Source organism: Cellulomonas dongxiuzhuiae, from assembly GCF_018623035.1.
GTDB lineage: Bacteria > Actinomycetota > Actinomycetes > Actinomycetales > Cellulomonadaceae > Cellulomonas > Cellulomonas dongxiuzhuiae.
In genome coordinates, this window is record NZ_CP076023.1 from 2580309 (window position 1) to 2604227 (window position 23919).

The window sequence follows — 23919 nt, forward strand, 5'->3', positions numbered from 1 at the left end:
GCGCAGCACGGGTCGGCGCATCGCACCGGGCTCACGCCCGGTCGAGGAACTCCTCGCGCTCGCCCGCGAGCGACGCCTCGATCGCCGCCCGCAGGGCCGGCCACGCCTCGAGGTCGGCATCCTGCTCGACGAGTGCGCGCGCGTCGGTCCGCGCCCGCCCGATGATGTCAGCGTCCCGCGTGACCCGCAGGAGCCGCAGCGAGCTGCCGCGGCCGTGCTGCGCGGCGCCCAGGACGTCGCCCTCGTGCCGCAGCTCGAGGTCGAGGGCGGCCAGCTCGAAGCCGTCGGTCGTGGCCGCGAGCGTCTCGAGGCGCGTGTGCGCGTCCGTGCCCGGGGCCGCGGAGCTGACCAGCAGGCACAGCCCCGCGCGGGTCCCGCGCCCGACACGACCCCGCAGCTGGTGCAGCTGGGAGATGCCGAAGCGGTCGGCGTCGAGGACGACCATGACGGTCGCGTCGGGCACGTCGACACCGACCTCGACCACCGTGGTCGACACGAGCACGGGCGCCTCGCCCGACGCGAAGGCCGCGAAGGCGCGGTCCTTCTCCTCGGGCGACAGCCGGCCGTGCAGGACGCCGACGCCGACGCCCGCGAGGTCGGGCCGGGCGCGCAGCTCGTCGGCGACGTCGAGCACGGCCCGCAGCGGCCGGCGGGCGGCGACGTCCGGGGCGCCGACCGTCGGCTCCGCGGCCGCGACGAGGTCCGTGCCGTCCTCGTCGTCCGCGTCGCCCGCGGTCGCGTCCCCGTCGATGCGCGGGCACACCACGTAGACGCGGCCGCCGCCGTCGACCTCCTCGCGCACGCGCTGCCAGGTGCGGTCGGTCCAGCGCGGGTTGTCCGCCGGGACGACGTGCGTCGTGATGCCCTGGCGACCGGCCGGGACCTCGCTGAGCACCGACGTCTCGAGGTCGCCGAACACGGTCATCGCGACGGTCCGCGGGATGGGCGTCGCCGTCATGACGAGCGTGTGCGGCGTGCGCCCCGCCTTCGCGCGCAGCGCGTCACGCTGCTCGACGCCGAAACGGTGCTGCTCGTCGACGACGACCAGTCCCAGGTCGGCGAACTGCACGTCCTGCGACAGCAGCGCGTGGGTGCCCACGACGATCCCGGCGGCGCCGCTCGCGGCGTCGAGCATCGCGCTGCGACGCGCCGCGGTCGGGAGCGACCCGGTCAGCAGCGCGACGCGGGTCGCGAGGGCCGCCCCGCCGAGGAACCCCCCCTCGGCGAGGTCGCCCAGCAGGCCGCGCAGCGTGCGCGCGTGCTGCGCGGCGAGCACCTCGGTGGGGGCGAGCAGCGCGGCCTGACCGCCCGCGTCGACCACCTGCAGCATGGCCCGCAGCGCGACCACCGTCTTGCCCGAGCCCACCTCGCCCTGCAGCAGCCGCTGCATGGGACGCGGGGCGGCCAGCTCGGCGGCGACCTCGTCCCCGACCGTCCGCTGCCCGGCTGTGAGCGTGAACGGGAGCCGGGCGTCGAACGCGTCGAGCAGGCCACCCTCCCGGGGCGGCCGCGCCACCGCCTCCTCGCGGGCGACGCGCGCCCGGCGTCGGGCCAGCTCGGCCTGCAGGACCAGCGCCTCCTCGTAGCGCAGCCGGGCACGGCCCCGCTGCCACTGCGCCTCGTCCTGCGGCACGTGGACCAGGCGCAGCGCCTCGACGAGGCTCGGCAGCGCGTCGCGCTCACGCAGGTGCGCGGGTACCGGGTCCGGCACGTCCTCCTCGCGCAGGGGGTCGAGCACGGTGCGCACGGCCTGCGCGACCTTCCACGACTCGAAGCCTGCGACCGCCGGGTAGACGGGGATCGGGCGCCCCGCCTCGACCAGTGCCTCGTCCTCCTCGTGGGCGTCGTCGTCGGCGCCGAACAGGCGGCACTCGGGGTGCATGAGCTGCAGCGTGTCCCGGTAGAGCGAGACCTCACCGGTGAACAGCCCGCGCCGGCCCGGCCGCAGCTGGCCCTGCCGCCACTCGAGCTTCTTGACGTGGGACGCGAAGAAGGTCAGCTCGATGCGGCTGTGCCCGTCCGTGATCGTGGACTGCAGGAGACCGCGACCCTGCGCCGTCGGACGCAGGGACGTCCGCACGACCTCGGCCACGACGGTCACGTGCTCACCGACGCGCAGGCTCGCCATGTCGGTGAGCGTGCCCGGCTCGGCGTACCTGCGCGGGTAGTGGCGCAGCAGGTCGCCGGACGTCTCGAGCCCGAGCTTGCCCAGCGCCTTGGCCGTACGGGCGTTCAGGCGCGTGAGCGGGACGGTGAGGGGGTCGGCGGCGAGCACGTCAGTCGACCCCCACCCACCAGTCGGCGCCGGCCGCCGGGCCGGCGACGACGACCTCGAGCTGCGGGTGCGCCGCAGCGAGCGCGTCGGCAGCGGCACGTGCCGCGGCGGGGTCGACGCCGGGCCCGTGCACGAGCGTCACGCCCTGGGCGCCCGGCACCTGCGGGAGCAGGGCCGTCACGGCGGCCGGGACCGTCTCGGGGCCCGTGGGGGTGGCCGCGCGCAGGCGCCGCAGCGCGTCGCGGCCCGCGTCGGGCGTGACGCCCGGGTCCGCGACGAGCGCGAGGCAGGCCACGACCGCGGGACCGTCGCCCGGCGCGGTCAGCAGGTCGAACGGTGCACCGGCGGGTGCACCACCCGTGGGGCCGACACCGGCGGCCACGACGACGGCACGGCCCGCGCAGGTGTCCACCGCGGCGCGCGCGACCTGCTCGGAGCCCGGGTCGTCACCCACGAGCGTCACCGCTCCGCACGTCGCGAACCATGCCGAGAGGCCGGGTGACGCGGTGAGCACGACGAGCCCGCGCGCGGCGGGCGCGGGCTCCTCGACCCGCCGCACGACGACCTGCTCCCGGGCGGTGCGCGGGACGAGCGCGATCGCCGCCGCGGGGTCGTCGCAGTGCACGTGGGCGTGCCGCGACCCGCCCGCGTCGACGACGGCGACCGCGTCGCCGACCTCCTGCAGCGCGCGGGCGAGGTCGTCGGCACCGGGCCACGTGGGACGCACCAGCATCATCACCTCGTACGCGCCGCCCGCGGCCGGCGCGCACCCGGCGACCACGTCCGGCGTGGCCCGGGGCAGCCAGGCGAGGTCGAGGTCGGCCTCCCCCAGGGCACCACCACCGGTCCGCAGCGTGTGCACGAGCGCGTCGAGCACCACGAGCAGCGCGCACGCCCCCGCGTCGACCACGCGGGCGGCACGCAGGACGTCGTGGCCCGCGCTGAGCCGTGCAAGGTCCGCGCGTGCCGCGTCCGTCGCAGCCGCGAGGACGTCGGCCGGTGAGCCGGTCACGCCCGCGACCCCGCGGCGCGCGTGCGCCGCGACCTCGCGGGCGACCGTGAGGATGGTCCCCTCCTGCGGGTCGGGCACCGCGTCGCGCGCTGCACCCGCCGCCCGCTCGAGACCGGTGACCAGGGCCGCCGCGGCGCCTGCGGCGAGCGGCCCCTCCTGCGCCAGGCCCGCGGCCAGCCCCACGAGCCACTGGCTGAGGATGATCCCCGAGTTGCCGCGCGCGGACCTGGCCGCACCGCGCGCGAAGGCCGCCAGGAGCGCCGCGGGGCCGTCGTCGCCGGGGTCGGCGGCGACGGCCTCGGCACCGCCCGCGACCGTCAGCGTGACGTTGGAGCCCGTGTCCGCGTCCGGGACGGGGAACACGTTGACCGCGTCGATGCGCTCGCGGGCCGCGCGGCACGCGGTCAGCGCGCCGAGCGCCCACGCGCGCACGGCGTCACCGTCGAGCACGACCTGCCGCGCCGCGACCTCCACACGCATCTCCTCGTCTCCGCCCACCGCACCGGTCCGGCGCGGACGACCCGGCCACGGCCGACGCACGCCGACCCGGCCGACCGGGAACCGCCCGCTGGTCGCCGCCCACTGTGCCGCACGACGCCGACATTTGGGGGGTACCCCGACGATGGGCTAGTCTTGCCCGGTTGCCCGGACCTCGCCCGGGACCCCCACAGACCTTCCGACGCACCGTCGTGCGGTCCCGGCCCTCGGGCCGGGTCGACGAGCGGGAGCGCGGGACACGTGCACGACCGCAGGGCCGCCCGTCGGCCCGCGACAGGACAGAACCAGGAGAAGACCGTGGCTGCCAACTGCGACGTCTGCGCCAAGCGCCCGAGCTTCGGGCACAGCATCTCGCACTCCCACGTGCGTACGAAGCGGCGCTGGAACCCGAACATCCAGCGCGTGCGGGTGGTCGTCGCCGGCACCCCGAAGCGCCTCAACGTGTGCACGTCGTGCCTCAAGGCCGGCAAGGTGCAGCGCGCGGCCTGACGTCCCGCACGCCCGTCGGGCACGACGCGACGGGACACACGAACGACACGCCGAAGGTCCACGGGCATCCGCTCGTGGACCTTCGTGCTGCCCGGGACCTGTGGCAGGGTGGGCGCCATGGTGGAGCACATCGACGAGGTCACCATCCGCCCCGCGACCACCGAGGACGCGGCGGACATCGCTGCCGTGCACATCAGGTCGTGGCAGGAGGCGTACGCCGGGATCGTCCCCGACGAGCACCTGCGCTCGCTCGACCCCGAGGCGCGCGCCACGAGCTGGGCGGACCACCTCGCCCACGGACCGGCGGACCACGTGCGCACCTACGTCGCCGAGTCCGACGGGCGCGTCCTCGGCTTCGCGTCGTACGGCCCGAGCCGCGACGAGGACGCGCGGCGCGGGGAGCGCGAGATCTACTCGATCTACCTCGACCCCGGGACGTGGGGCCACGGCGTCGCGCGCGACCTGATCCGCACCGTCCTGGGCGAGGCCGGCGAGCAGACACCGATGTCGCTGTGGGTCCTGGCCGACAACACGCGCGCGCGCCACTTCTACCGCCGCCACGGCTTCTCCCCCGACGGCGTCGAGCGGCTCGAGAACGTCGGCGGGGCCGACCTCCTCGAGGTCCGCTACCGCCGCGGCTGACGGCCCGACGAGGGCCCGCGGGCACACGGTCGGGCGCGGCGCTACGCGCCGAAGTGGTCCCAGCCCGTCGCGACGACGCGTGGCGGCGCGCCGGCGACGAGCACGGGATGGTCCGAGCGCCTCGAGACCGACCCGACCCGGCGGAACGGCTCAGGCAGCGGCGCGTCCGGCGGGAAGGTCGCGAGCAGGCCGTGGTCCTCGCCGCCGGTGAGCAGCCAGCGCTCCAGGTCCGCGCCGCCCAGCGCGTCGGCCGCACCGGCCAGCACCGCGGCGTCCTGCGCGAAGGCCTGCAGCGGCGCGTCGAGGTCGAGCGTCACACCGCTCGCGCGCGCGAGCCGGGCGGCGTCGCGCAGCAGGCCGTCGGAGACGTCGAGCATCGCCGTCGCCCCGCCGAGCGCGGCCGCCGGTCCCGCGGCCAGCGGCGCCTCGGGCGCGCGGTAGGCGGCCGTCAGCTCCGGCGCGACGTCGCCCCTGCCTGCCGTCAGCAGGTCGAGACCCGCCGCCGACCAGCCGCGCCGGCCCGCGTGCGCCACCACGTCGCCCACCCGCGCCCCGCTGCGTCGCACGGGCGCGCGGCCCTCCAGGTCGCCGTGCGCGGTGACGGACACCACGACCACGGGACCGGAGGACAGGTCTCCCCCGACGACCCCGACGTCCAGCGGCCGGCAGGCGTCACCGAGCCCACGCGCGAGGCCCTCGACCCACGCCACGGCGGTGGCGCCCGGGACGACGAGCCCGACGACGAGCGCGACCGGGCGGGCGCCCATCGCGGCGACGTCCGCGAGGTTCTGCACCGCGGCCCGGCGACCGACGTCCTCACCGGTGGACCACCGGCGACGGAAGTGCACGTCCTCGACGAGCACGTCGCAGGTCACCACGTAGCGCCCGTCCGGTGCGAGGACGACGGCCGCGTCGTCACCCGGCGGCACGAGCGTGCGGGACCCCACGGGCAGGTGCGGGAAGATGCGGTCGAGCAGGTCCTGCTCGGCGAGGTCGGCGACGACGAGGCTCTCGGCAGGCACGCGTCCACGCTAGACCGTCGCGTGCGCGTCGTGCGCCCGCGCCGGTCGCGGAGGGCGTCCTGCGCAGCGACCGACGACGGGTAGCGTGGCGGCGTGCTCCACCGCCCCACCGTCGCGACGACCGCCGCAACGGGTGCGCTCCTCGTCCTGTCGGGATGCGCACCGACCGTGCCGGTCACCGTCGCACCGTTCGCGACCGACCCCGTGTGCGCCTCGGTCGTCCTCGCCCTGCCCCGCTCGCTCGGCGAGGGTCTGGAACGGGTCGACACCGACGCGCAGGCCACCGCGGCGTGGGGCGACCCGCGCGCCGCCGTCGTGCTGCGGTGCGGCGTCGAGCCCCTGGGACCGACCACCGAACGGTGCCAGTCGGTCACGACGCCCCAGGGCCCGACGATCGACTGGGTGGTCGTCGAGGACGACGGCGACTGGACGTTCACGACCTACGGGCGCGTGCCCGCGGTCGAGCTGGTCATCCCGCGGGAGGTCGCCGAGACGCGCTCCACGTCGTTCGTGGACCTGCTGGGGCCGGCCGTCGCGCTCACGGAGCAGCAGCGCAGCTGCCTGTGAGGCCTCCGCGGGCCCGCGGAGCTCTCAGCGCAGCCCGGTGGGCCGCTCGAGTGCCAGACCGACGAGCTCGTCCACCAGTGCCGCGTAGTCGACCCCCGACACGTCCCACAGCCGGGGGTACATCGAGTACGGCGTGAACCCGGGCATCGTGTTGATCTCGTTGACGACGACCTCGCCGTCGGCGGTCACGAAGACGTCGACACGGGCGAGCCCCTCGCACCCGACGGCCTCGAACGCCCGCACCGCGACGTCCTGCACGCGGGCGACGACGTCCGGGGCGAGATCGGCCGGGCAGGCCAGCGTCACGCCGGCCTCGTCGAGGTACTTCGCCTCGAAGTCGTAGAACGCGTGCCGCGTGTCGGTCACGACGATCTCCCCCGGCAGCGAGGCACGGGCCGGTGCGCCGGCGCGCCCGCCGAGGACGCCGCACTCGATCTCACGGCCGACGAGTGCCGCCTCGACGATCACCTTGGGGTCGTGCTCGCGCGCCGTCGCGATCGCGGCCGGCAGGTCCGCCGCGTCGTCCACGCGCGAGATGCCGAGGCTGGAACCGGCGCGCGCGGGCTTGACGAACAGGGGCAGGCCGAGGTCGGCGACGACGGCGTCCAGCGTGCCCGCGTCGACGGGACGACCCGCGGGCAGCACCCGGAACCGTCCGACCGTGAGCCCCGAGCCGGCGAGGACGAGCTTCATCATGTGCTTGTCCATGCCGACCGCGGACGCCAGCACGCCGGAGCCCACGTACCGCACGTCCGCCAGCTCGAGGAGCCCCTGGACGGTCCCGTCCTCGCCGAACGGCCCGTGCAGCAGCGGGAAGACCACGTCGACCGCGCCCAGCGGGGCGGCCAGCCGGCCGTCGCGCAGCAGCTGCACGTCGCGGTCCGTCGTGCCCTGCGGCAGCAGCACGTGGGTGGACGTGTCCTCGACCTGCGGCAGCACGCCGTCGCGGATGGCCCAGCGGTCCGGGTCGTCGTCGGCGAGCACCCACTGGCCCGCACGCGTGATCCCGACCGCGACGACGTCGTACCGGTCCCGGTCGATCGCCCGCAGGACGCCGCCCGCCGTCGCACAGCTGATCGCGTGCTCGCCCGAGCGCCCTCCGAAGAGCACCATGACCCGGGGGCGGTGAGCTCCGGGTCCGCCGGCACCGTCGGTGCGGTCAGCGTCGGTCAGGGGGATCCTCGTGGCGTCCATCGCGGACCGACCCTACCCTCCCGCGGTGTCCCCGCGGGCCGCGCACGCGGCGGCCCCGGGCGTAACCTGCCACCCGTGACGACGTCGGCGCCCGCCTCCCCGGACCTCCCGCCCACCGACCGGACGACGCTCTCGCCGCGGACGCTCGCCGTCAGCGCGGGGCGTCCGGCCCGGGCTCCCGGCGGATCGCTCAACCCGCCCGTGGTGCTCTCGTCGACGTTCGTGTCCCAGGGCTCCCCGACGCCCGGCGAGCACCTGTACGGCCGGATCGGCACACCGGCCTGGGAGCCGTTCGAGCAGGCCCTGGCGGCGCTCGAGCGCGTCGACCACGCCGCGCTCGGCCTACCGTCGGACGGTCCCCCGGCGACGGTGTTCGCGTCCGGCATGGCGGCGATCGACGCCGCGCTGGCGCTCGTGCCCCTCGGCGGACGCGTGGTCGCGCCCCGGCACGCCTACCAGGTCACGCTGGTGCTGCTGCGCGAGCTGGAGGAGCGTGGGCTGCTGCGTCTCGACGTGGTCGACGTCGCGGACACCGAGGCGGTCGTGACGGCGCTCCGGGGCTCCGACGGGACGCCTGCGGCGATGCTCTGGCTCGAGTCCCCCACCAACCCGATGCTCGAGGTCGCCGACGTCCCCGCCCTGGTGGCGGCGGCGCACGACCTCGACGCCCTCGTCGTGGTCGACAGCACCTTCGCGACGCCCCTCGTCCAGCGGCCGCTCGCGCACGGCGCCGACGTCGTCGTGCACTCGGTCACCAAGTACCTCGCCGGGCACTCCGACGTCGTGCTCGGCGCCACCGTCACCGACGACCCGGCCCTGCACGGGCGGCTCGTCGCGCACCGCACCACCCACGGGGCGATCGCCGGGCCGTTCGAGGTGTGGCTCGCACTGCGGGGGCTGCGCACGCTCGCGCTGCGCGTCGAGCGCGCGCAGGCCAACGCGGCCGAGCTGGCGCGGCGCCTGGCGGACCACCCGCACGTCGTCGAGGTGCGCTACCCGGGTCTGCCCGGCGACCCGGGCCACGCGCGTGCCGCCGCCCAGATGGACGGGTTCGGTGCGATCGTGGGCCTGCGGCCGGTCGGCGGGCCCGCCGGCGCCGACGCGCTCGTCGACGCGGTCGACCTGTGGGTGCCGGCCACGAGCCTCGGTGGGGTCGAGTCGACGCTCGAGCGTCGTCGCCGCTTCGCGACCGAGTCGCCCACGGTGCCGCAGGACCTCGTCCGGCTGTCGGTCGGGATCGAGGACGTCGAGGACCTGTGGTCCGACCTCGACGCCGCGCTGACGGCGGCGAGCCGGGCCGCGCAGGCCTGAGCGGACGCCCGGGCACCCCGACCCCGGACCGCCCCCGGGTCAGACGCCCTCGGCCTTGTGGGGCCGCGCCAGCAGGAGGCCGGCCAGGTGGTCCACCGGCAGGTCCTCGTGCAGCACCTGCACGACGGCCGAGGTGATGGGCATGTCCACGCCCAGCGACGTCGCCAGCGCCAGCACCGACCGGCAGGACTTGACGCCCTCGGCGGTGCCGCCGGTCGCGACGATCGCCTCGTCCAGGCTCATGCCGCGACCGATGTGCACGCCGAGGGTGTGGTTGCGCGAGTCCGGCGACGCGCACGTCGCCATGAGGTCGCCCATGCCGGCGAGCCCCGGGAACGTGTCCGCGTCGGCACCGAGCGCGAGCCCGAGCCGTGTGATCTCCACCAGACCGCGCGTGATGACGGTCGCCATCGTGTTGAACCCCATCCCCCGCCCCTGGGAGATGCCCACGGCGAGCGCGATGACGTTCTTCACGGCGCCGCACAGCTCGACGCCCACGACGTCCGGGTTGGTGTACGGGCGGAAGTAGGACGACGCGCAGGCGCGTGCCACGAGGCGGGCGGTCGCGTCGCTCGTCGACGCGACGACGGTGGCCGTCGGCTGGCGCTGCGCGATCTCCCGCGCGAGGTTGGGGCCCGACAGCACGGCGACGCGGCTCGCGTCGATACGCAGGCTCTGGGCGACCACCTCGCTCATCCGCTGGTCGGTGTCGAGCTCGACGCCCTTCATGAGCGACACGACGACGGTGTGCGCGGGGACGGCGTCCGCCAGCGGGGCCAGCACGTCGCGCGCGCGCTGCGACGGCACCGCCACGGCGAGCACGTCGGCCCCGGCGACGGCCTCGCGCGCGTCGAGGGTCGCCGTCACACCCGCAGGCAGCTCGATGCCCGGCAGGTAGCGCGTGTTGCGCCCCTCGTGGGCGATCTCGTGGACCGTCGCGGCGTCCCGCCCCCACACGGTCACCTCGCAGCCCGCGTCCGCCAGGACGGCCGCGAACGTCGTGCCCCAGCTGCCCGACCCGAGCACCGCCGCCCGCAGCGGGCCGTCCTCGGTCGTCATGCCGCCGTCCCGTCGCCGGTCGCGCGCCTGCGCCGCATGTCGTAGCGCTCGGCGGGCGCCTGCTCGGCGCGGATCTGCTCGAGCAGGACCGTGATCGCCGCCATCACCCGTTCGGTCGCCTCGCGCAGCGTCGCGGTGTCGTGCGGCCGGTCGTAGAGGTCCGACAGGTCGACCGGCGGACCCGCGACGACCGTGACCTTCTTGCGGGGGAACGGCTTGAGGACCTTGCCGTAGCGGGCGAGCAGGTCCTGCATGCCCCACTGCGCCACGGGCACGACGGGGGCGCGGGTCGTCAGCGCCAGGCGGGCCACCCCGGTGCGCCCCGCCATGGGCCACAGGTCGGGGTCACGCGTGAGGGTCCCCTCGGGGAAGACGGCGACGCACTCGCCCTGCTGCACGGCGACGACCGCCGACCGCAGCGAGTCGCCCGCGGCGGCCGTCTCGCGGTGCACGGGGATCTGGCCGGTGGCCCGCAGGACGGGCCCGACGACGGGCACGGTGAACAGCGAGGACTTGGCCAGCACGCGCGGCACGTGCCCGTTGTCCCACAGGTAGTGCGCGAACGTCAGCGGGTCCACCTCCGTCAGGTGGTTCGCGACGGCGATGAACCCGCCCTCGGCGGGCAGGTGCTCGGCACCGTGCCAGTCGGGACGGGTCGTCGCGAACAGGAACGTGCGCACGATGCGTGCGACGTTGCGGTAGACGAGGTTGGAACGCGACGGCGACGGCACGGGAACCGATGGTAGCCGTGGCGACGGGAATCGCTGCCCGCCGTCCCGTCAGCGCCGCCCGTGGTCCTCGCGGCTGAACTGGGCACCGAGCGCCTCGAGCTTGTCGGTGAACCGCTCGTAGCCCCGGTCGATGAGGCTGATGCCGCGCACCGCCGACGTGCCCTTGGCCGCCAGCGCCGCGATGAGGTGGCTGAAGCCGCCCCGCAGGTCCGGGACCTCGATCTCGGCGGCCGACAGGGGCGTCGGGCCGGAGATCACGGCCGAGTGGTAGAAGTTGCGCTGGCCGAAGCGGCACGGCCGCCCGCCCAGGCACTCCTTGTAGACCTGGATGGTGGCACCCATGCCGACGAGCGCGTCGACGAACCCGAACCGGTTCTCGTACACGGTCTCGTGGACGATCGACAGGCCGCGCGCCTGGGTGAGCGCCACGACGAGCGGCTGCTGCCAGTCCGTCATGAACCCGGGGTGCACGTCGGTCTCGAGCTGGATCGAGCGCAGGTCCCCGCCCGGGTGGAAGAACCGGATGCCGCCGTCGTCGATCGTGAACTCGCCGCCGACCTTGCGGAAGGTGTTGAGGAAGGTCGTCATCTCCGGCTGGGTCGCGCCCCGCACGTACACGTCGCCCCCGGTCGCCAGCGCGGCCGACGCCCAGGACGCCGCCTCGATGCGGTCCGACAGCGCGGTGTGCTGGAAGCCCACCAGCCGGTCGACGCCCTCGATGCGGATCACGCGGTCGGTGTCGACCGAGATGATCGCGCCCATCTTCTGCAGGACGTTGATGAGGTCCATGATCTCGGGCTCGATGGCCGCGTTCGCGAGCTCGGTGATGCCCTCGGCCCGCACGGCCGTCAGCAGCAGCTGCTCGGTGGCGCCGACGCTCGGGTAGGGCAGCTGGATCTTGGTGCCCTGGAGACGGTGCGGCGCCCGGATGTGGATGCCGTTGTGGGTCTTGTCCACGACGGCACCGAACTGGCGCAGGATGTCGAGGTGGAAGTTGATCGGCCGGTCGCCGATCCGGCAGCCGCCCAGGTCGGGGATGAACGCCTCCCCCAGACGGTGCAGCAGCGGCCCGCAGAACAGGATCGGGATGCGGCTGGAGCCGGCGTGCGCGTCGATGTCCGCCACGTGCGCGGACTCGACGTCCGTCGGGTCGAGGCTGATCGTGCCGGCGTCCTCGTCGATCTCGACCTTCACGCCGTGCAGGCGCAGCAGGCCGGACACGACGGTCACGTCCCGGATCTGGGGCACGTTGCGCAGCTCGCTCGGCGTCTCGCCGAGGAGTGCGGCGACCATCGCCTTGGAGACGAAGTTCTTGGCCCCTCGGACGGTGATCTCGCCCCGAAGCGGGTTGCCACCGTCGACGTACAGCAGGTCGCTCATGGACACATCGTCCCTCACCGCGCGGTGTGCGCACATCATCTGCGGCCGCGTCGGTGCAGCCCTCGCAGAACCCTCACAACGGCTCCGGGCGGGCGCGCGCCGGGGCTGCGCACCCGCCCGGGACGACCTTGCAGGTCAGAGGCGTGCCCCTCGCATCACGCGCCGCGTGTCGGGCCGAGGCCCAGCGGCACGACGGGACGTGCCGGGCGCACGTCGACGGGCGGCAGGTGCTTCGCCGGCAGCGTGGCGGGGCGCCAGGACTCGCGGCGCTTCTCGAACTCGGTGATCTCGTCGGCGTGCTGAAGGGTGAGTCCGATGTCGTCCAGACCCTCCATGAGGCGCCAGCGCGTGTAGTCGTCCACCTGGAACGGGACGACGACGTCGTCGCACGTCACGGTGCGCGACGCGAGGTCGACCGTCACCTCGGTGCCGGGTCGCGTCTCGAGGATCTTCCACAGCAGCTCGACGTCCTCCTGGCCGACCTGGGCCGCCAGGAGACCCTGCTTGCCGGAGTTGCCGCGGAAGATGTCGGCGAACCGCGGCGAGATCACGACGCGGAAGCCGTAGTCCTTCAGCGCCCACACGGCGTGCTCGCGCGACGAGCCGGTGCCGAAGTCCGGACCGGCCACGAGGACCGAGCCGGAACGGTAGGCGTCCTGGTTGAGCACGAACGCCGGGTCGCCGCGCCACGCGGCGAACAGGGCGTCCTCGAAGCCCGTGCGCGTGACCCGCTTGAGGTACACGGCGGGGATGATCTGGTCGGTGTCGACGTTGCTGCGACGCAGCGGGACGCCGACCCCGGTGTGCTGGCTGAACTTCTCCATGATGGGTTCCTACCTGGGGTGTCGGGGGGCGTCAGGCGGTCTGCAGCGCGTCGTCGGACGTCAGGGGGCTGCCGTCCGGGACGGGGACGTCGGCGCCGAGGTCCGCGACCGACGACAGCGTGCCGCGGATCGCCGTGGCGGCCGCGACGAGCGGCGAGACCAGGTGCGTGCGTCCGCCCTTGCCCTGCCGTCCCTCGAAGTTGCGGTTCGACGTCGACGCCGAGCGCTCCTGCGGCGCGAGCTGGTCGGGGTTCATGCCCAGGCACATCGAGCAGCCGGCGTTGCGCCACTCGGCACCGAAGTCGAGGAAGATCTGGTCGAGCCCCTCGGCCTCGGCCTGCAGCCGGACGCGCGCGGAGGCGGGCACGACCAGGACGCGCACGTCGTCGGCCTTCTTGCGGTCCTTGACGAGCTTGGCGACGGCCCGCAGGTCCTCGATGCGGCCGTTGGTGCAGGAGCCGATGAAGACGGTGTCGACCTTGATGTCGCGCAGCGGCTGGCCCGGGACCAGGCCCATGTACTCGATCGCGCGCTCGGCCGCGACGCGCTCGTTGGCGTCGGCGATCTGCTCCGGCACGGGGACGTTGCCGGACAGCGGCAGACCCTGGCCGGGGTTGGTGCCCCACGTCACGAACGGCTCCAGGTCGGCGGCCTCGAGCACGACCTCGGCGTCGAAGACCGCGTCGTCGTCGGTGCGCAGCGTGCGCCAGTACTCGACGGCCGCGTCCCAGTCAGCGCCCTCGGGGGCGTGCGGGCGCCCCTGGAGGTAGTCGAAGGTGGTCTGGTCGGGCGCGATCATCCCCGCGCGCGCACCGGCCTCGATCGACATGTTGCAGATCGTCATCCGCCCCTCCATCGAGAGGTTGCGGATGGCCTCGCCGCGGTACTCCAGGACGTAGCCCTGGCCGCCGCCGGTGCCGATCTTGGCGATGATCGCCAGGATGATGTCCTTCGCGCTCGCGCCGATCGGCAGCGCGCCGTTGACGGTGATCGCCATCGTCTTGAAGGGCGCGAGCGGGAGGGTCTGCGTCGCCAGGACGTGCTCGACCTCGCTCGTGCCGATGCCGAACGCGAGCGCGCCGAAGGCGCCGTGCGTCGAGGTGTGCGAGTCGCCGCAGACGACGGTCAGCCCGGGCTGCGTCAGGCCGAGCTGGGGACCGACCTGGTGCACGATCCCCTGGTCGGCGTCGCCCAGCGAGTGGATGCGGACGCCGAACTCGGCGACGTTGTTGCGCAGCGTCTGGATCTGCGTCCGGCTCGTCAGGTCGGCGATCGGCCGGTCGATGTCGAGCGTCGGCGTGTTGTGGTCCTCGGTGGCGAGGGTGAGATCGGGGCGACGGACCGGTCGACCGGCCAGGCGCAGGCCCTCGAACGCCTGCGGGCTGGTGACCTCGTGCACCAGGTGCAGGTCGATGTACAGCAGGTCCGGTGCACCGTCCGTGCCACGACGCACGACGTGCGCCTCCCAGACCTTCTCCGCCAGCGTGCCGGCCATGTGCGTCGTTCCTCTCGTCCGGGCGGGGGCCTCCCGGGTCACCGAGTCGATGACTGTCCGCCGGGGCACGTGTGTCCCCCGGCTTGCATCTCAGCCTTCGAGACGCCAATATCGACCTATGGACAACTCTAGCGGAGTCGGCGTCCTGGACAAGGCCGCATCGGTGCTCAGCGCTCTCGAGGCCGGACCCGCGACCCTCGCGCAGCTCGTCGCCGCCACCCATCTTGCACGCCCCACGGCCCATCGCCTCGCCGTCGCGCTCGAGCACCACCGTCTGGTGGCACGTGACCTGCAGGGCAGGTTCGTCCTCGGGCCGCGCCTCTCCGAGCTCGCGACCGCCGCCGGCGAGGACCGCCTGCTGGCCGCCGCCGGGCCCGTGCTCACGCTGCTGCGCGACCACACCGGCGAGAGCGCGCAGCTCTACCGCCGGCAGGGCGACCAGCGGATCTGCGTCGCGGCCGCCGAGCGGCCCATCGGGTTGCGCGACTCCATCCCGGTGGGCGCCACGCTGACGATGCAGGCCGGCTCCGCCGCGCAGGTGCTGCTGGCGTGGGAGGAGCCCGACCGGCTGCACCGCGGGCTGCAGGGCGCCAAGTTCACCGCCACCATCCTGTCCGGCGTCCGCCGCCGCGGCTGGGCGCAGTCCGTGTCCGAGCGCGAGGTCGGTGTCGCCTCGGTGTCCGCGCCCGTGCGCGGCCCGTCCGGACGCGTCGTGGCCGCGGTGTCGGTCTCCGGACCGCTCGAGCGCCTGTCCCGGCAGCCCGGCCGGCTGCACGCCGCGGCCGTCGTGTCCGCCGCGAACCGCCTCACCGAGGTCCTGCGCCGCACCGCGGACTGACCGCCACGTCCGCAGCCCGGGGCCCGGTGCAGCACACCGGCGCCCCGGGCTCTCGCGTGCTGCACCACCGCAGCACGGCACGGCGAGGGAGTCGACTCTCGCCGGACACGACGAAGGCCCGGTCACCTGTGGTGACCGGGCCTTGACCGTACCCCCGACCGGATTCGAACCGGCGCTACCGCCGTGAGAGGGCGGCGTGCTAGGCCGCTACACAACGGGGGCCTTGCGCACGACCCGTAGGTCGCGTGCCGAGTGGATACTGTACCCGACGTCCACCGTGAGTCGAAATCGCTCTCGACGGCCGCGGGCCCGCCACCAGGGCGGGGATCCGTGCTGCCACCGGACTGACGTCCGACGGACAACGCTGGGGTACCAGGACTCGAACCTAGACTAACTGAACCAGAATCAGTCGTGCTGCCAATTACACCATACCCCAAGGGCTGTGACTGACCGGGAAACGGTCGGTACGCAGCACCATCGGCACGCGTCTCGCAGACCCGTACCGGCGGTGAACATTACCTGAGCGGGAGGGCCGGGTCCAACCGGCTCCCGGTGGCGCCGGTCACGCGGCGACGCGGGGCCTCAGCGCGCGGGGATCTGCGCGATCTCCGTCACGTCGTACCAGAGCAGGTCCCGCTCCTCCAGGCGCTCGATCGCCGCCTCGTCCCCCCCGGCCGCCGCAGCGACGTCCGCGGCGGCCGCAGGCTCGTCGACGTGGACGCTGACCATCTGGCTGAGGTCGACGCCGCACACCACCTCCACCGCGGACGGCACCGGCGGGTCGTCCAGGCCGCGCACGCAGGCCTCGGGCACGTCGGCCGCGACCACGACCCGCAGCGACGGCGCGTCAGGGGTGCCTGCCAGCAGCAGCAGGGACCCGTCGGCGGCGGCCGCCTGGGCGGCGTACTCCCAGCCCTCGTCGTCCTCGTCGGGCCACAGCGCGCGCAGCGCCGGGGTCACGCCGTGCGCCACGCGTGGCGCCAGGAGCACCGGGGAGACGTTCTGGAGCTCGGCGAGGGTCACGGGCAGGTAGACGCGCACGTGCCCAGTGTGCCGCTGCCGCGCGCTCAGCCCACCGGTACCCGGCCCACCGGCGCGTCGGCCCGTACCGTGGCCGCGACCTCCGCGGCCAGCGCGGCCAGGCTGCGTCGTGCGGGCGAGCCGGGCGCCACCTCCCGCAGCGCGCGGCCCTCGAGCATCGCGGCGTCCACCGCCGGCCGGTCCTCGGGCACGAGCAGGACCTCCTCGACGCCGGCGTACCGCGCGAGCGCGGCGGCGACGGCCTCGCCCGGGCGCGACCCCGCGACGGTCGGGCGCACGCGGTTGACCACCACGCGCCGGGTCAGGGCGAGGCCGCGGTCCGCCGCGTCGGCCAGCGCACGTACGAGGCGCTGGACGCCCACCGGATCGGCGGTGCCGACGACCACGACGAGGTCCGCCTGCTCGAGGGTGGCCAGGGTCGCGGCGTTGCGCGCCGGGGCACGCGTGTCGTAGCTGAGCATCTCGTCCTGCTCGAGGCAGAAGCCCGTGTCGACCACCGTGACGTCCGCCAGCGCTCGCGCCTGCGAGAGGACCAGCTCGAGCGAGCTCGCGGGCAGCTCGGGCCAGCGGTCGGCGCGCGAGATCCCCGACAGCAGCCGCAGCTCCGGCAGCACCACGGGGGCGAGCCGTGCGAGCGTCGCGAGTTCCAGCGCCCCCTGCCCGGCGGCCCGCGCGGCCGCGGCCACGCCGGGCGCCTCGTCCAGCACGCCCAGGACCTGCGCGACCACACCGCCGTACGTGTCCGCGTCGACGAGGAGCGTCGGCCGGCCGAGCGCCGCCAGCTCGGCCGCGAGGTTGACCGCGACGAAGGTGCGACCCGGCGCACCCGTCGGGCCCCAGACCGCGACGGTCGTCCCGTGCCGCGTGGGCGCCACCGGTTCCGGTGCCGCGACCGGTGCCATCTGCCCCCCGCCGAGCACCGACAGCGCCTCGCGCACGACGTCCGGGACGCCACCGTCGACGTCGACGTCGACGACGAGGTCCGCGCCGTGCGCGGTGAGCCGCTCCGCGAGCCACGGTCGCGACGGGTCGCCCAGCCCGACGACGCGCACGCCGCACCGGTGCAGGACCGCGACCGCCTCACGGTCGAGCCGGTCGAGGTCCCCCGACACCACGGCCAGACCGCCCAGCCCGGCCTCCGCGGCGGCCAGCAGCTCGGTCAGGTCGGCGCAGCGTCGCGTCACGGACAGCCGCCCGCCCGAGCCCTCGACGGCCTGCACGATCGCGGACTCGGCCGCCCCCTGGACCGCGCACAGCACCCCGACGCCCACGTCAGGCCCCCGGCACCGGGACGACGTCGACGGTGCCGCCGCCGGCGAGCGCGCCGAGGACCTCCGGGAGGTCCTCGACCGGGACCAGCACGTGGACCGTGCGGGCGCCGCCGCTCGCGAACGCCCCGTCGGCGCTGCTGAGCTCGGCGACCGTGAGCGCCGTGGCGAGCTCGCGCGGCGTGACGTCGACGCCCGTCGCGTCCGCCGGCGCGGCCGGGCCGCGTTCCGGCGTGAACCACAGGTCGACGCGGGACCCCGCACCCAGACCGCTCGGCGCCGGTCCCGACAGGGTGACCGGGACGGCACGGACGTCGAGGTCCGCGGCGTCCCCCACCGCCGCCGCCGGGACGAGCTCACCGGCGCCGACGGTCCGCAGCAGCACCGCCGCGTCGGCCAGCGGCTCGTCGGCGCGCAGGTAGCCGTCGACGTGGTCGGCGAGCCGGACGTCGGCGACCACCAGGACGGACGACGTCAGGGCGGTGCCCGGCACCAGCACGTCGCGTGCCACGTACACGGGGACGGTGCGCTGGGCGGTCGTGACGGCCCAGCTCCCGAGGGCGACGGACGCCGCGATGAGGGCCAGCCCCACGAGCAGCCGAGGGTCGCGCCAGCCGGGACGGCGCAGGCGTGCGGCCGTCGGGGCGGGCAGGTCGAGCAGGGAGGTGTCCACGAAGGCTCCTGGTCAGGGGGCAGCAGGTGGCGGCGTGCCACCGCCGAGGCGGTCGAGCCGGCGTGCGTGGTCGAGGCCGGCCGGGGCGGCACGACGAGTGTGGCGTGCGCGAGGGGCCCCGCGGGGGGGTTCCTCCGCAGCCTGTGGACAACGGTCCGGGCAGCACCCGCCGTGCGAGACTGCGAGCATGGCACCGAGGTTCCTGACGCTCGCCGACGTGTCCGAGATCCTCAACATCTCGGCGCCCCAGGCGTACGCGCTCGTCCGCTCCGGCGAGCTGCCCGCGATCCAGATCGGGGGGCGCATGCAGTGGCGCGTCGAGACCGACGAGCTGGAGCGGTACATCGAGCGCATGTACGCGGAGACCCGGGCGCGCACGACGCACGGGACGCCCTCCGAGGGCTCCGTCTGAGCGAGCCGGTGGCGGCGCCCCTCACCGCGACACCACCGCGAGCAGGGCACCGAACGGCACGCTGACGCCGCGGCCCGCCGGTGTCACCTGCGTCAGGTCGAGGTGGTCGGCCCCGACCCGGTCGAGCCGTCCGGTGAGCACCCCCGCGTCGGTCCGCACGGTGACGACCACCCGGTCCCGCGCGAGCGCCCGCAGGACGTGACCGAGGCCGAGCGCCGACTCGAGCCGGCCGGCAGGCGGCGCCACGCTCGCGCCCAGGCCCTCGACGGCCCGGACGGCCGCCGTCGGGACGACCGCCCGACGACCGGCCCCCAGATCCAGCAGCACCCACTGCGCCGCAGCGTCGACCACGACCCCGTCGAGCGGTTCCCCGTGGGCCGTCGCGATGCGCAGGCGCCCGCCGGTCGCCGCACGCAGGCGGTCCGCCAGGGCCACCCGGCCGCGCTCGGCACGCGTCAGCTCGGCGACGTCCCACCGCGCCTCCTCGGCGCGGCCGGCAGCCAGCTGGCCCTCGAGGTCCGCGAACAGCTGCTCCCACCGGTGGGAAGGGGCAGGAGGCCGCGCCCCGGTGCTGTCGCCACTCACGGACCGGACCCTACTGGACATATCGCCCGGACTCGACTACACCTGGCACCACCAGACTTTATCAAACGACATCAAACGACATCAACGAGGAGCAACGTGCCTGACCGACCGAGGAACCTCGCCGGGCGCCCGCCCCATCCGGCTGCCACCGCCGTCGGGCTCGTCCTGGCCGGCACCGCGGCGCTCGCCGTCGCGGCCGCCCTCGGCCTGTGGGTCGCCGATCACGTCGCGTCCACGCAGCTGTGGCGTGTCGAGACGGTCGTCGCACCGCTCGTCGTGGCGGTCGGCGCGCTGGCCGCAGCCTGGGTCGGCGTGTCGGCACTGGTCGCCGGCGCCTGCGCCGCGGTCCGGTCCGCAGGCGGTGCGTGGCGCGGCGGCGAGGCGGCCGTGCACCGGTGGGCGCCGGGCCTGGTCCGCCGCGCGCTGGCCGTCGCCCTGGCGGCGGGTGTCGGCCTGACCGGCGTCGTCGGCGCCCACGCGACCGCCGACGCACCGCCTGATGCCGTGGTCGTCACCGTCGACCTCGGCTGGACGCCCACCGCGACGGACCTCGCACCACCGTCAGGAGGGGACGCCGGGGCGGCCCTGACCGGCGCTGGCCCGTCCGAGACCGTCCCGCCCGACGCGGTCCCGGCGGGCGCCGCCACGTCCGATGCTCCACCGGCCGACGAGACGCCACCCCCCGTCACGCCGGACACGCACACCGAGCCCGGCCGCGCGGCGGACGTCGTGCCGGTGGTGGCGCAGGTGCCCGCCGTCACGGAGCCGGCGCCGGCCGCACCGCCCGCCGGCAGGGTCGAGGTCCACCCCGGCGACACGCTGTGGGGACTCGCGGCGCGTGCTCTGGGACCCGGCGCGTCCGACGCCGCGATCGCCGCCGAGTGGCCGCGGTGGTACGCGGCGAACGCGGCGACCATCGGGCCCGACCCCGACGTCCTGCAGCCCGGCCAGGTGCTGGTCGTCCCCTCGCACCCCGACGGAGGTGCCCGGTGACCACCCTCCCCCACGACGACGTCATGCCGACGGCGGTCGAGGACGCCGTCGCGCGGCTGGACGCGGGCGCACCGCCCCCACCGTCACACGCGCCGGAACGGCGCCTCACCTCGGTCGTCGCACCGGACGCCGGTGCGACGGACGGCGTGGGCGCGCCTCGCCCGGACCCGCGTCCGCGGCTGCGGCTGGTCCCGGCTCTGCCGCCCGCCCGCACCACGCCCGCCTCGGGGCCGGTCGTGCCGCCGCTGCTGCGGGAGCGCGGACGCCGGGCCGGGTCGGACCACGACGTGCGGACGTCCGAGCCGGACGACGAGCGCGGTGCCGCACCGGTCACCGACGCCGGCCGGTTCGCCCACGGCGTCGGGCTCGCGTGCGTCGAGGTCGTGCTGGGACGCCGACCGCCGGGCCAGCTCGCGCGGTGGGTCGCCCCGGAGGTGCTCGAGTCCCTGCAGGAGACGGCCGCGCTGATCCGGCGGGCGGGTGTGCTGACCCACGCCAGGCGCCCGGCGGCCCGCCGCGTCCGGGTGTGCCCGGTGGACCGTCACACCGCCGAGGCCTGCCTGGTGGTGGACGACGGGGTCCGGGTGCGCGCGGTCGCCCTGCGGCTCGAGGCGCACCGTGGTGCGTGGCGCGTCACGACGCTGGAGATCGGCTGAACGTCCCTCGGCGCAGGGTCGCGGGCCCGGTCCGCGGGCCGGGAGCCACGGACCGGGACACCGCGCGGGTCAGCGCTTGCGCTGCTTCGCCTGCTTGCGGCGGTCGGCGCGGTTGGCGCTGCCCGACGCGGCCGCGGCGGGCCGTGCCGCGCGGCCGCCGCCCTCGGCCCGCGTGACGACCTCACCGTCGCCGTCGGCGGACGGCGCCGAGTACTGCAGCGGCGTGCGCTCGGCGGGACCGTCGATGCCCTTCGCGACGAGCGCGCCCGCCGCGCCGTCCCCGTCGACCGGCCGCGGCCGCGCGGCCGCCGCCCCGACCGAGCCCGCTGCCTGCGCGGCCGAGTCGGCGCTGATGAGCGGCGCGTCCGAGGGCTGACCGTCCGTCGGCTGGGCGACCTGCACCTCGAGGTTGTAGAGGTACTGGACCGACTCCTCCTTGATGGCGTCGGTCATGGCGGTGAAGAGCTGGAATCCCTCGCGCTGGTACTCGATCAGCGGGTCGCGCTGAGCCATCGCGCGCAGACCGATGCCCTCCTTGAGGTAGTCCATCTCGTAGAGGTGCTCGCGCCACTTGCGGTCGAGGACCGACAGGACCACGCGCCGCTCCAGCTGGCGCATGTTCTCCTCGCCCAGGCTCTCCTCGCGCTCGGCGTAGGCGTGCTCGGCGTCCGACAGCACCTCGCGCGTGAGGAGCTCGGCCGAGAGCCGCGTCGGACCGCCCGCCTCCTCGACGACCTCCTCCGGCGTGATCGAGATGGGGAACACGCCGCGCAGCGCGGTCCACAGGGCCTCGAGGTCCCAGTCCTCGGGGCGGCCCTCGGCCGTGGCGAGCGCGACGTACTCCGAGATCACGTCCGTGCGGAAGTGGGTGACCTGCTCCTGCATGTCCTCACCGTGCAGCACCCGGCGGCGCTGCTCGTAGATGACCTCGCGCTGACGGGACATCACGTCGTCGTACTTCAGGACGTTCTTGCGGATCTCGAAGTTGCGGGCCTCGACCTGCGACTGCGCGGACTGGATGCCCCGCGTCACGATCTTGGACTCGAGCGGCATGTCCTCCGGGAACCCGGCACGCGTCATCATCGACTCGGCGAGGCCGGAGTTGAACAGGCGCATGAGGTCGTCCTGCATCGACAGGTAGAACCGCGACTCGCCCGGGTCGCCCTGACGGCCGGAGCGACCGCGCAGCTGGTTGTCGATGCGGCGCGACTCGTGGCGCTCGGTGCCCAGCACGTACAGGCCGCCGAGCTCGGTGACCTCGTCGTGCTCGGCCGCCACCGCGAGCTTGGCCCGCTCGAGGACCTCGGGCCAGGCGGCCTCGTACTCCTCCGCGTTCTCCGCCGGGTCGAGGCCGCGCTCGTTCATCTCGGCGACGGCCATGAACTCCGCGTTGCCACCGAGCATGATGTCCGTACCACGGCCGGCCATGTTGGTCGCGACCGTCACCGCGCCCTTGCGCCCGGCCTGCGCCACGATCGACGCCTCCCGCGCGTGCTGCTTGGCGTTGAGGACCTCGTGCGGCACGCCCTGCTTCTTGAGCTTGGACGACAGCAGCTCCGACTTCTCCACGCTCGTCGTGCCCACGAGCACGGGCTGGCCCTTGGCGTGGCGCTCGACGATGTCCGCGACGACGGCGTCGAACTTGCCCTCCTCGGCCTTGTAGACGAGGTCCTTGCCGTCGATGCGCTGCATCGGCCGGTTGGTGGGGATCGGGACGACCCCGAGCTTGTAGGTGCCCTGGAACTCCGCGGCCTCGGTCTCGGCCGTACCGGTCATACCGGCGAGCTTGCCGTACAGGCGGAAGTAGTTCTGCAGCGTGATCGTGGCGAGCGTCTGGTTCTCGGCCTTGATCGCCACGCCCTCCTTCGCCTCGATCGCCTGGTGCATGCCCTCGTTGTAGCGGCGACCCGCGAGGATGCGGCCCGTGTGCTCGTCGACGATGAGCACCTCGCCGTTCATCACGACGTAGTCCTTGTCGCGCTTGAAGAGCTCCTTGGCCTTGATCGCGTTGTTGAGGAAGCCGATGAGCGGGGTGTTGAGCGACTCGTAGAGGTTGTCGATGCCCAGGTAGTCCTCGACCCGCGCGATGCCCGGCTCCAGCACGCCCACGGTGCGCTTCTTCTCGTCGACCTCGTAGTCGCGGTCCGGCTGCAGACGCCGCACGACCTTGGCGAACTCGCCGTACCACCGGTTGGCGTCACCCGAGGCAGGGCCCGAGATGATCAGCGGCGTGCGCGCCTCGTCGATGAGGATGGAGTCGACCTCGTCGACGATCGCGAAGTGGTGACCGCGCTGCACGAGGTCGTCCACGCTCCACGCCATGTTGTCGCGCAGGTAGTCGAAGCCGAACTCGTTGTTCGTGCCGTACGTGATGTCGGCGGCGTACTGCACGCGGCGCTCGGCCGGCGTCAGCTGCGAGAGGATCGTTCCCGTGGACATGCCGAGGAACCGGAACACACGACCCATGAGGTCGGCCTGGTAGCCCGCGAGGTAGTCGTTGACCGTGACGATGTGGACGCCCTTGCCGGTCAGCGCGTTGAGGTAGGCGGGGGCCGTCGCGACCAGCGTCTTGCCCTCACCGGTCTTCATCTCGGCGATGTTGCCCAGGTGCAGCGCGGCGCCACCCATGAGCTGGACGTCGAAGTGCCGCTGGCCGAGGGTCCGGCGGGACGCCTCGCGCACCGCGGCGAACGCCTCGGGCAGCAGGTCGTCGAGCTTCTCGCCCTCGGCGAGGCGCGCCTTGAACCTGTCGGTCTCCTCGCGCAGCTCGGCGTCGGACAGCGAGGTGAAGCTGTCCTCCAGCGCGTTGACCTGGGACGCGATACCGGACAGCTTCTTGAGGATCCGCCCCTCGCCCAGCCGGAGGACCTTCTCGAGGATCGCCGTCACGCAACTCTCCCGACGTCGTTGGCGCCCGTCCGCTCACGGCATCGGGGCGTGCGTGTCGCCCGGCC

At 74.8% G+C, this 23919-nt stretch carries 22 protein-coding genes and 2 tRNA genes; 8 read left to right on the forward strand and 16 right to left on the reverse strand.

Annotated features, from left to right (window positions below; all coding sequences use genetic code 11):
• Nucleotides 1-31: 31 nt before the first annotated feature.
• The gene (locus KKR89_RS11555) at nucleotides 32-2275 is read right to left on the reverse strand and encodes an ATP-dependent DNA helicase RecG (RefSeq protein ID WP_208195467.1); all 2244 of its coding nucleotides are present in this window, start codon (nucleotides 2273-2275) and stop codon (nucleotides 32-34) included.
• Nucleotide 2276: 1 nt separating this feature from the next.
• Complete coding sequence (locus tag KKR89_RS11560; protein ID WP_208195468.1) at nucleotides 2277-3785, reverse strand: DAK2 domain-containing protein; 1509 nt, start codon at nucleotides 3783-3785, stop codon at nucleotides 2277-2279.
• A 297-nt stretch (nucleotides 3786-4082) separates the two neighbouring features.
• Between KKR89_RS11560 and rpmB the strand changes: the two genes are divergently transcribed.
• Nucleotides 4083-4274, forward strand: coding sequence for a 50S ribosomal protein L28 (rpmB, locus tag KKR89_RS11565; protein WP_013117530.1), 192 nt, complete (start codon nucleotides 4083-4085; stop codon nucleotides 4272-4274).
• A 117-nt stretch (nucleotides 4275-4391) separates the two neighbouring features.
• A complete protein-coding gene (locus KKR89_RS11570) occupies nucleotides 4392-4916 on the forward strand; it encodes a GNAT family N-acetyltransferase (RefSeq protein WP_208195469.1) in 525 nt (174 codons plus the stop codon).
• 41 nt (nucleotides 4917-4957) lie between these two features.
• Here the strand turns inward: KKR89_RS11570 and KKR89_RS11575 are convergent, their stop codons facing one another.
• The gene (locus KKR89_RS11575) at nucleotides 4958-5938 is read right to left on the reverse strand and encodes a thiamine-phosphate kinase (protein ID WP_208195470.1); all 981 of its coding nucleotides are present in this window, start codon (nucleotides 5936-5938) and stop codon (nucleotides 4958-4960) included.
• Between the two features lie 93 nt (nucleotides 5939-6031).
• On the opposite strand from KKR89_RS11575, the gene KKR89_RS11580 reads away from it, so the two are divergent.
• A complete protein-coding gene (locus tag KKR89_RS11580) occupies nucleotides 6032-6505 on the forward strand; it encodes a DUF3515 family protein (RefSeq protein ID WP_208195471.1) in 474 nt (157 codons plus the stop codon).
• A gap of 24 nt (nucleotides 6506-6529) precedes the next feature.
• Here the strand turns inward: KKR89_RS11580 and KKR89_RS11585 are convergent, their stop codons facing one another.
• Nucleotides 6530-7699 (reverse strand): D-alanine--D-alanine ligase family protein, encoded by a 1170-nt coding sequence (locus KKR89_RS11585; protein ID WP_208195472.1) that lies wholly within the window; start codon nucleotides 7697-7699, stop codon nucleotides 6530-6532.
• Nucleotides 7700-7774: 75 nt separating this feature from the next.
• Here KKR89_RS11585 and KKR89_RS11590 point away from each other — a divergent pair, with 75 nt between their 5' ends.
• Nucleotides 7775-9010 carry a trans-sulfuration enzyme family protein gene (locus KKR89_RS11590; protein WP_208195473.1) on the forward strand — a complete coding sequence of 412 codons (1236 nt, stop codon included), beginning with the start codon at nucleotides 7775-7777 and terminating at the stop codon, nucleotides 9008-9010.
• Between the two features lie 39 nt (nucleotides 9011-9049).
• On the opposite strand, the gene KKR89_RS11595 is transcribed toward KKR89_RS11590, so the two are convergent.
• From KKR89_RS11595 to leuC, 5 genes are all read right to left on the reverse strand, one after another.
• The gene (locus KKR89_RS11595) at nucleotides 9050-10069 is read right to left on the reverse strand and encodes an NAD(P)H-dependent glycerol-3-phosphate dehydrogenase (protein ID WP_208195474.1); all 1020 of its coding nucleotides are present in this window, start codon (nucleotides 10067-10069) and stop codon (nucleotides 9050-9052) included.
• Nucleotides 10066-10800, reverse strand: coding sequence for a lysophospholipid acyltransferase family protein (locus KKR89_RS11600; RefSeq protein ID WP_208195475.1), 735 nt, complete (start codon nucleotides 10798-10800; stop codon nucleotides 10066-10068). The genes KKR89_RS11595 and KKR89_RS11600 overlap by 4 nt, the downstream gene beginning before the upstream one ends.
• 48 nt (nucleotides 10801-10848) lie before the next feature.
• Entirely contained in the window at nucleotides 10849-12180 is a 1332-nt protein-coding gene (murA, locus tag KKR89_RS11605; RefSeq protein WP_208195476.1) for a UDP-N-acetylglucosamine 1-carboxyvinyltransferase, read from the reverse strand.
• Nucleotides 12181-12335: 155 nt separating this feature from the next.
• Nucleotides 12336-13004 (reverse strand): 3-isopropylmalate dehydratase small subunit, encoded by a 669-nt coding sequence (leuD, locus tag KKR89_RS11610; RefSeq protein WP_208195477.1) that lies wholly within the window; start codon nucleotides 13002-13004, stop codon nucleotides 12336-12338.
• 31 nt (nucleotides 13005-13035) lie between these two features.
• Nucleotides 13036-14499, reverse strand: coding sequence for a 3-isopropylmalate dehydratase large subunit (gene leuC / locus KKR89_RS11615; protein WP_208195478.1), 1464 nt, complete (start codon nucleotides 14497-14499; stop codon nucleotides 13036-13038).
• A gap of 118 nt (nucleotides 14500-14617) precedes the next feature.
• Here leuC and KKR89_RS11620 point away from each other — a divergent pair, with 118 nt between their 5' ends.
• Nucleotides 14618-15337: an IclR family transcriptional regulator gene (locus tag KKR89_RS11620; protein WP_013117541.1), complete on the forward strand. Its 720-nt coding sequence runs from the start codon at nucleotides 14618-14620 to the stop codon at nucleotides 15335-15337.
• Between the two features lie 149 nt (nucleotides 15338-15486).
• Here the strand turns inward: KKR89_RS11620 and KKR89_RS11625 are convergent.
• The 5 genes from KKR89_RS11625 to KKR89_RS11645 form a co-directional block, all read right to left on the reverse strand.
• Nucleotides 15487-15559, reverse strand: a tRNA-Glu gene (locus tag KKR89_RS11625).
• Nucleotides 15560-15701: 142 nt separating this feature from the next.
• Nucleotides 15702-15773: transfer RNA gene (locus KKR89_RS11630), tRNA-Gln, on the reverse strand.
• A 146-nt stretch (nucleotides 15774-15919) separates the two neighbouring features.
• A complete protein-coding gene (locus KKR89_RS11635; RefSeq protein ID WP_208195479.1) occupies nucleotides 15920-16378 on the reverse strand; it encodes a DUF6912 family protein in 459 nt (152 codons plus the stop codon).
• 26 nt (nucleotides 16379-16404) lie between these two features.
• Nucleotides 16405-17649: an AAA family ATPase gene (locus KKR89_RS11640; protein ID WP_251140867.1), complete on the reverse strand. Its 1245-nt coding sequence runs from the start codon at nucleotides 17647-17649 to the stop codon at nucleotides 16405-16407.
• 1 nt (nucleotide 17650) lies between these two features.
• Complete coding sequence (locus KKR89_RS11645; protein WP_208195480.1) at nucleotides 17651-18319, reverse strand: hypothetical protein; 669 nt, start codon at nucleotides 18317-18319, stop codon at nucleotides 17651-17653.
• Between the two features lie 187 nt (nucleotides 18320-18506).
• Here KKR89_RS11645 and KKR89_RS11650 point away from each other — a divergent pair, with 187 nt between their 5' ends.
• Nucleotides 18507-18731, forward strand: a complete 225-nt coding sequence (locus tag KKR89_RS11650; protein ID WP_208195481.1) for a helix-turn-helix domain-containing protein — start codon at nucleotides 18507-18509, stop codon at nucleotides 18729-18731.
• Nucleotides 18732-18752: 21 nt separating this feature from the next.
• Here KKR89_RS11650 and KKR89_RS11655 read toward each other — a convergent pair whose 3' ends face one another.
• The gene (locus tag KKR89_RS11655) at nucleotides 18753-19316 is read right to left on the reverse strand and encodes a hypothetical protein (protein WP_251140868.1); all 564 of its coding nucleotides are present in this window, start codon (nucleotides 19314-19316) and stop codon (nucleotides 18753-18755) included.
• A gap of 96 nt (nucleotides 19317-19412) precedes the next feature.
• Here KKR89_RS11655 and KKR89_RS11660 point away from each other — a divergent pair, with 96 nt between their 5' ends.
• Both KKR89_RS11660 and KKR89_RS11665 read left to right on the forward strand, forming a co-directional pair.
• Nucleotides 19413-20309 carry a LysM peptidoglycan-binding domain-containing protein gene (locus KKR89_RS11660; protein WP_251140869.1) on the forward strand — a complete coding sequence of 299 codons (897 nt, stop codon included), beginning with the start codon at nucleotides 19413-19415 and terminating at the stop codon, nucleotides 20307-20309.
• Complete coding sequence (locus tag KKR89_RS11665) at nucleotides 20306-20965, forward strand: Rv3235 family protein (RefSeq protein WP_208195483.1); 660 nt, start codon at nucleotides 20306-20308, stop codon at nucleotides 20963-20965. Before KKR89_RS11660 ends, KKR89_RS11665 begins: the two co-directional genes overlap by 4 nt.
• A gap of 69 nt (nucleotides 20966-21034) precedes the next feature.
• On the opposite strand, the gene secA is transcribed toward KKR89_RS11665, so the two are convergent.
• Nucleotides 21035-23854 carry a preprotein translocase subunit SecA gene (gene secA / locus KKR89_RS11670; protein WP_208195484.1) on the reverse strand — a complete coding sequence of 940 codons (2820 nt, stop codon included), beginning with the start codon at nucleotides 23852-23854 and terminating at the stop codon, nucleotides 21035-21037.
• Nucleotides 23855-23919 lie beyond the last annotated feature (65 nt).

Coding starts and splice junctions, on each gene's coding strand:
- KKR89_RS11570 (WP_208195469.1), top strand. CDS start 4,392: ATGGTGGAGCACATCGACGAGGTCACCATCCGCCCCGCGACCACCGAG.
- KKR89_RS11585 (WP_208195472.1), bottom strand. CDS start 7,699: ATGGACGCCACGAGGATCCCCCTGACCGACGCTGACCGCACCGACGGT.
- KKR89_RS11595 (WP_208195474.1), bottom strand. CDS start 10,069: ATGACGACCGAGGACGGCCCGCTGCGGGCGGCGGTGCTCGGGTCGGGC.
- murA (WP_208195476.1), bottom strand. CDS start 12,180: ATGAGCGACCTGCTGTACGTCGACGGTGGCAACCCGCTTCGGGGCGAG.
- leuD (WP_208195477.1), bottom strand. CDS start 13,004: ATGGAGAAGTTCAGCCAGCACACCGGGGTCGGCGTCCCGCTGCGTCGC.
- leuC (WP_208195478.1), bottom strand. CDS start 14,499: ATGGCCGGCACGCTGGCGGAGAAGGTCTGGGAGGCGCACGTCGTGCGT.
- KKR89_RS11620 (WP_013117541.1), top strand. CDS start 14,618: ATGGACAACTCTAGCGGAGTCGGCGTCCTGGACAAGGCCGCATCGGTG.
- KKR89_RS11650 (WP_208195481.1), top strand. CDS start 18,507: ATGGCACCGAGGTTCCTGACGCTCGCCGACGTGTCCGAGATCCTCAAC.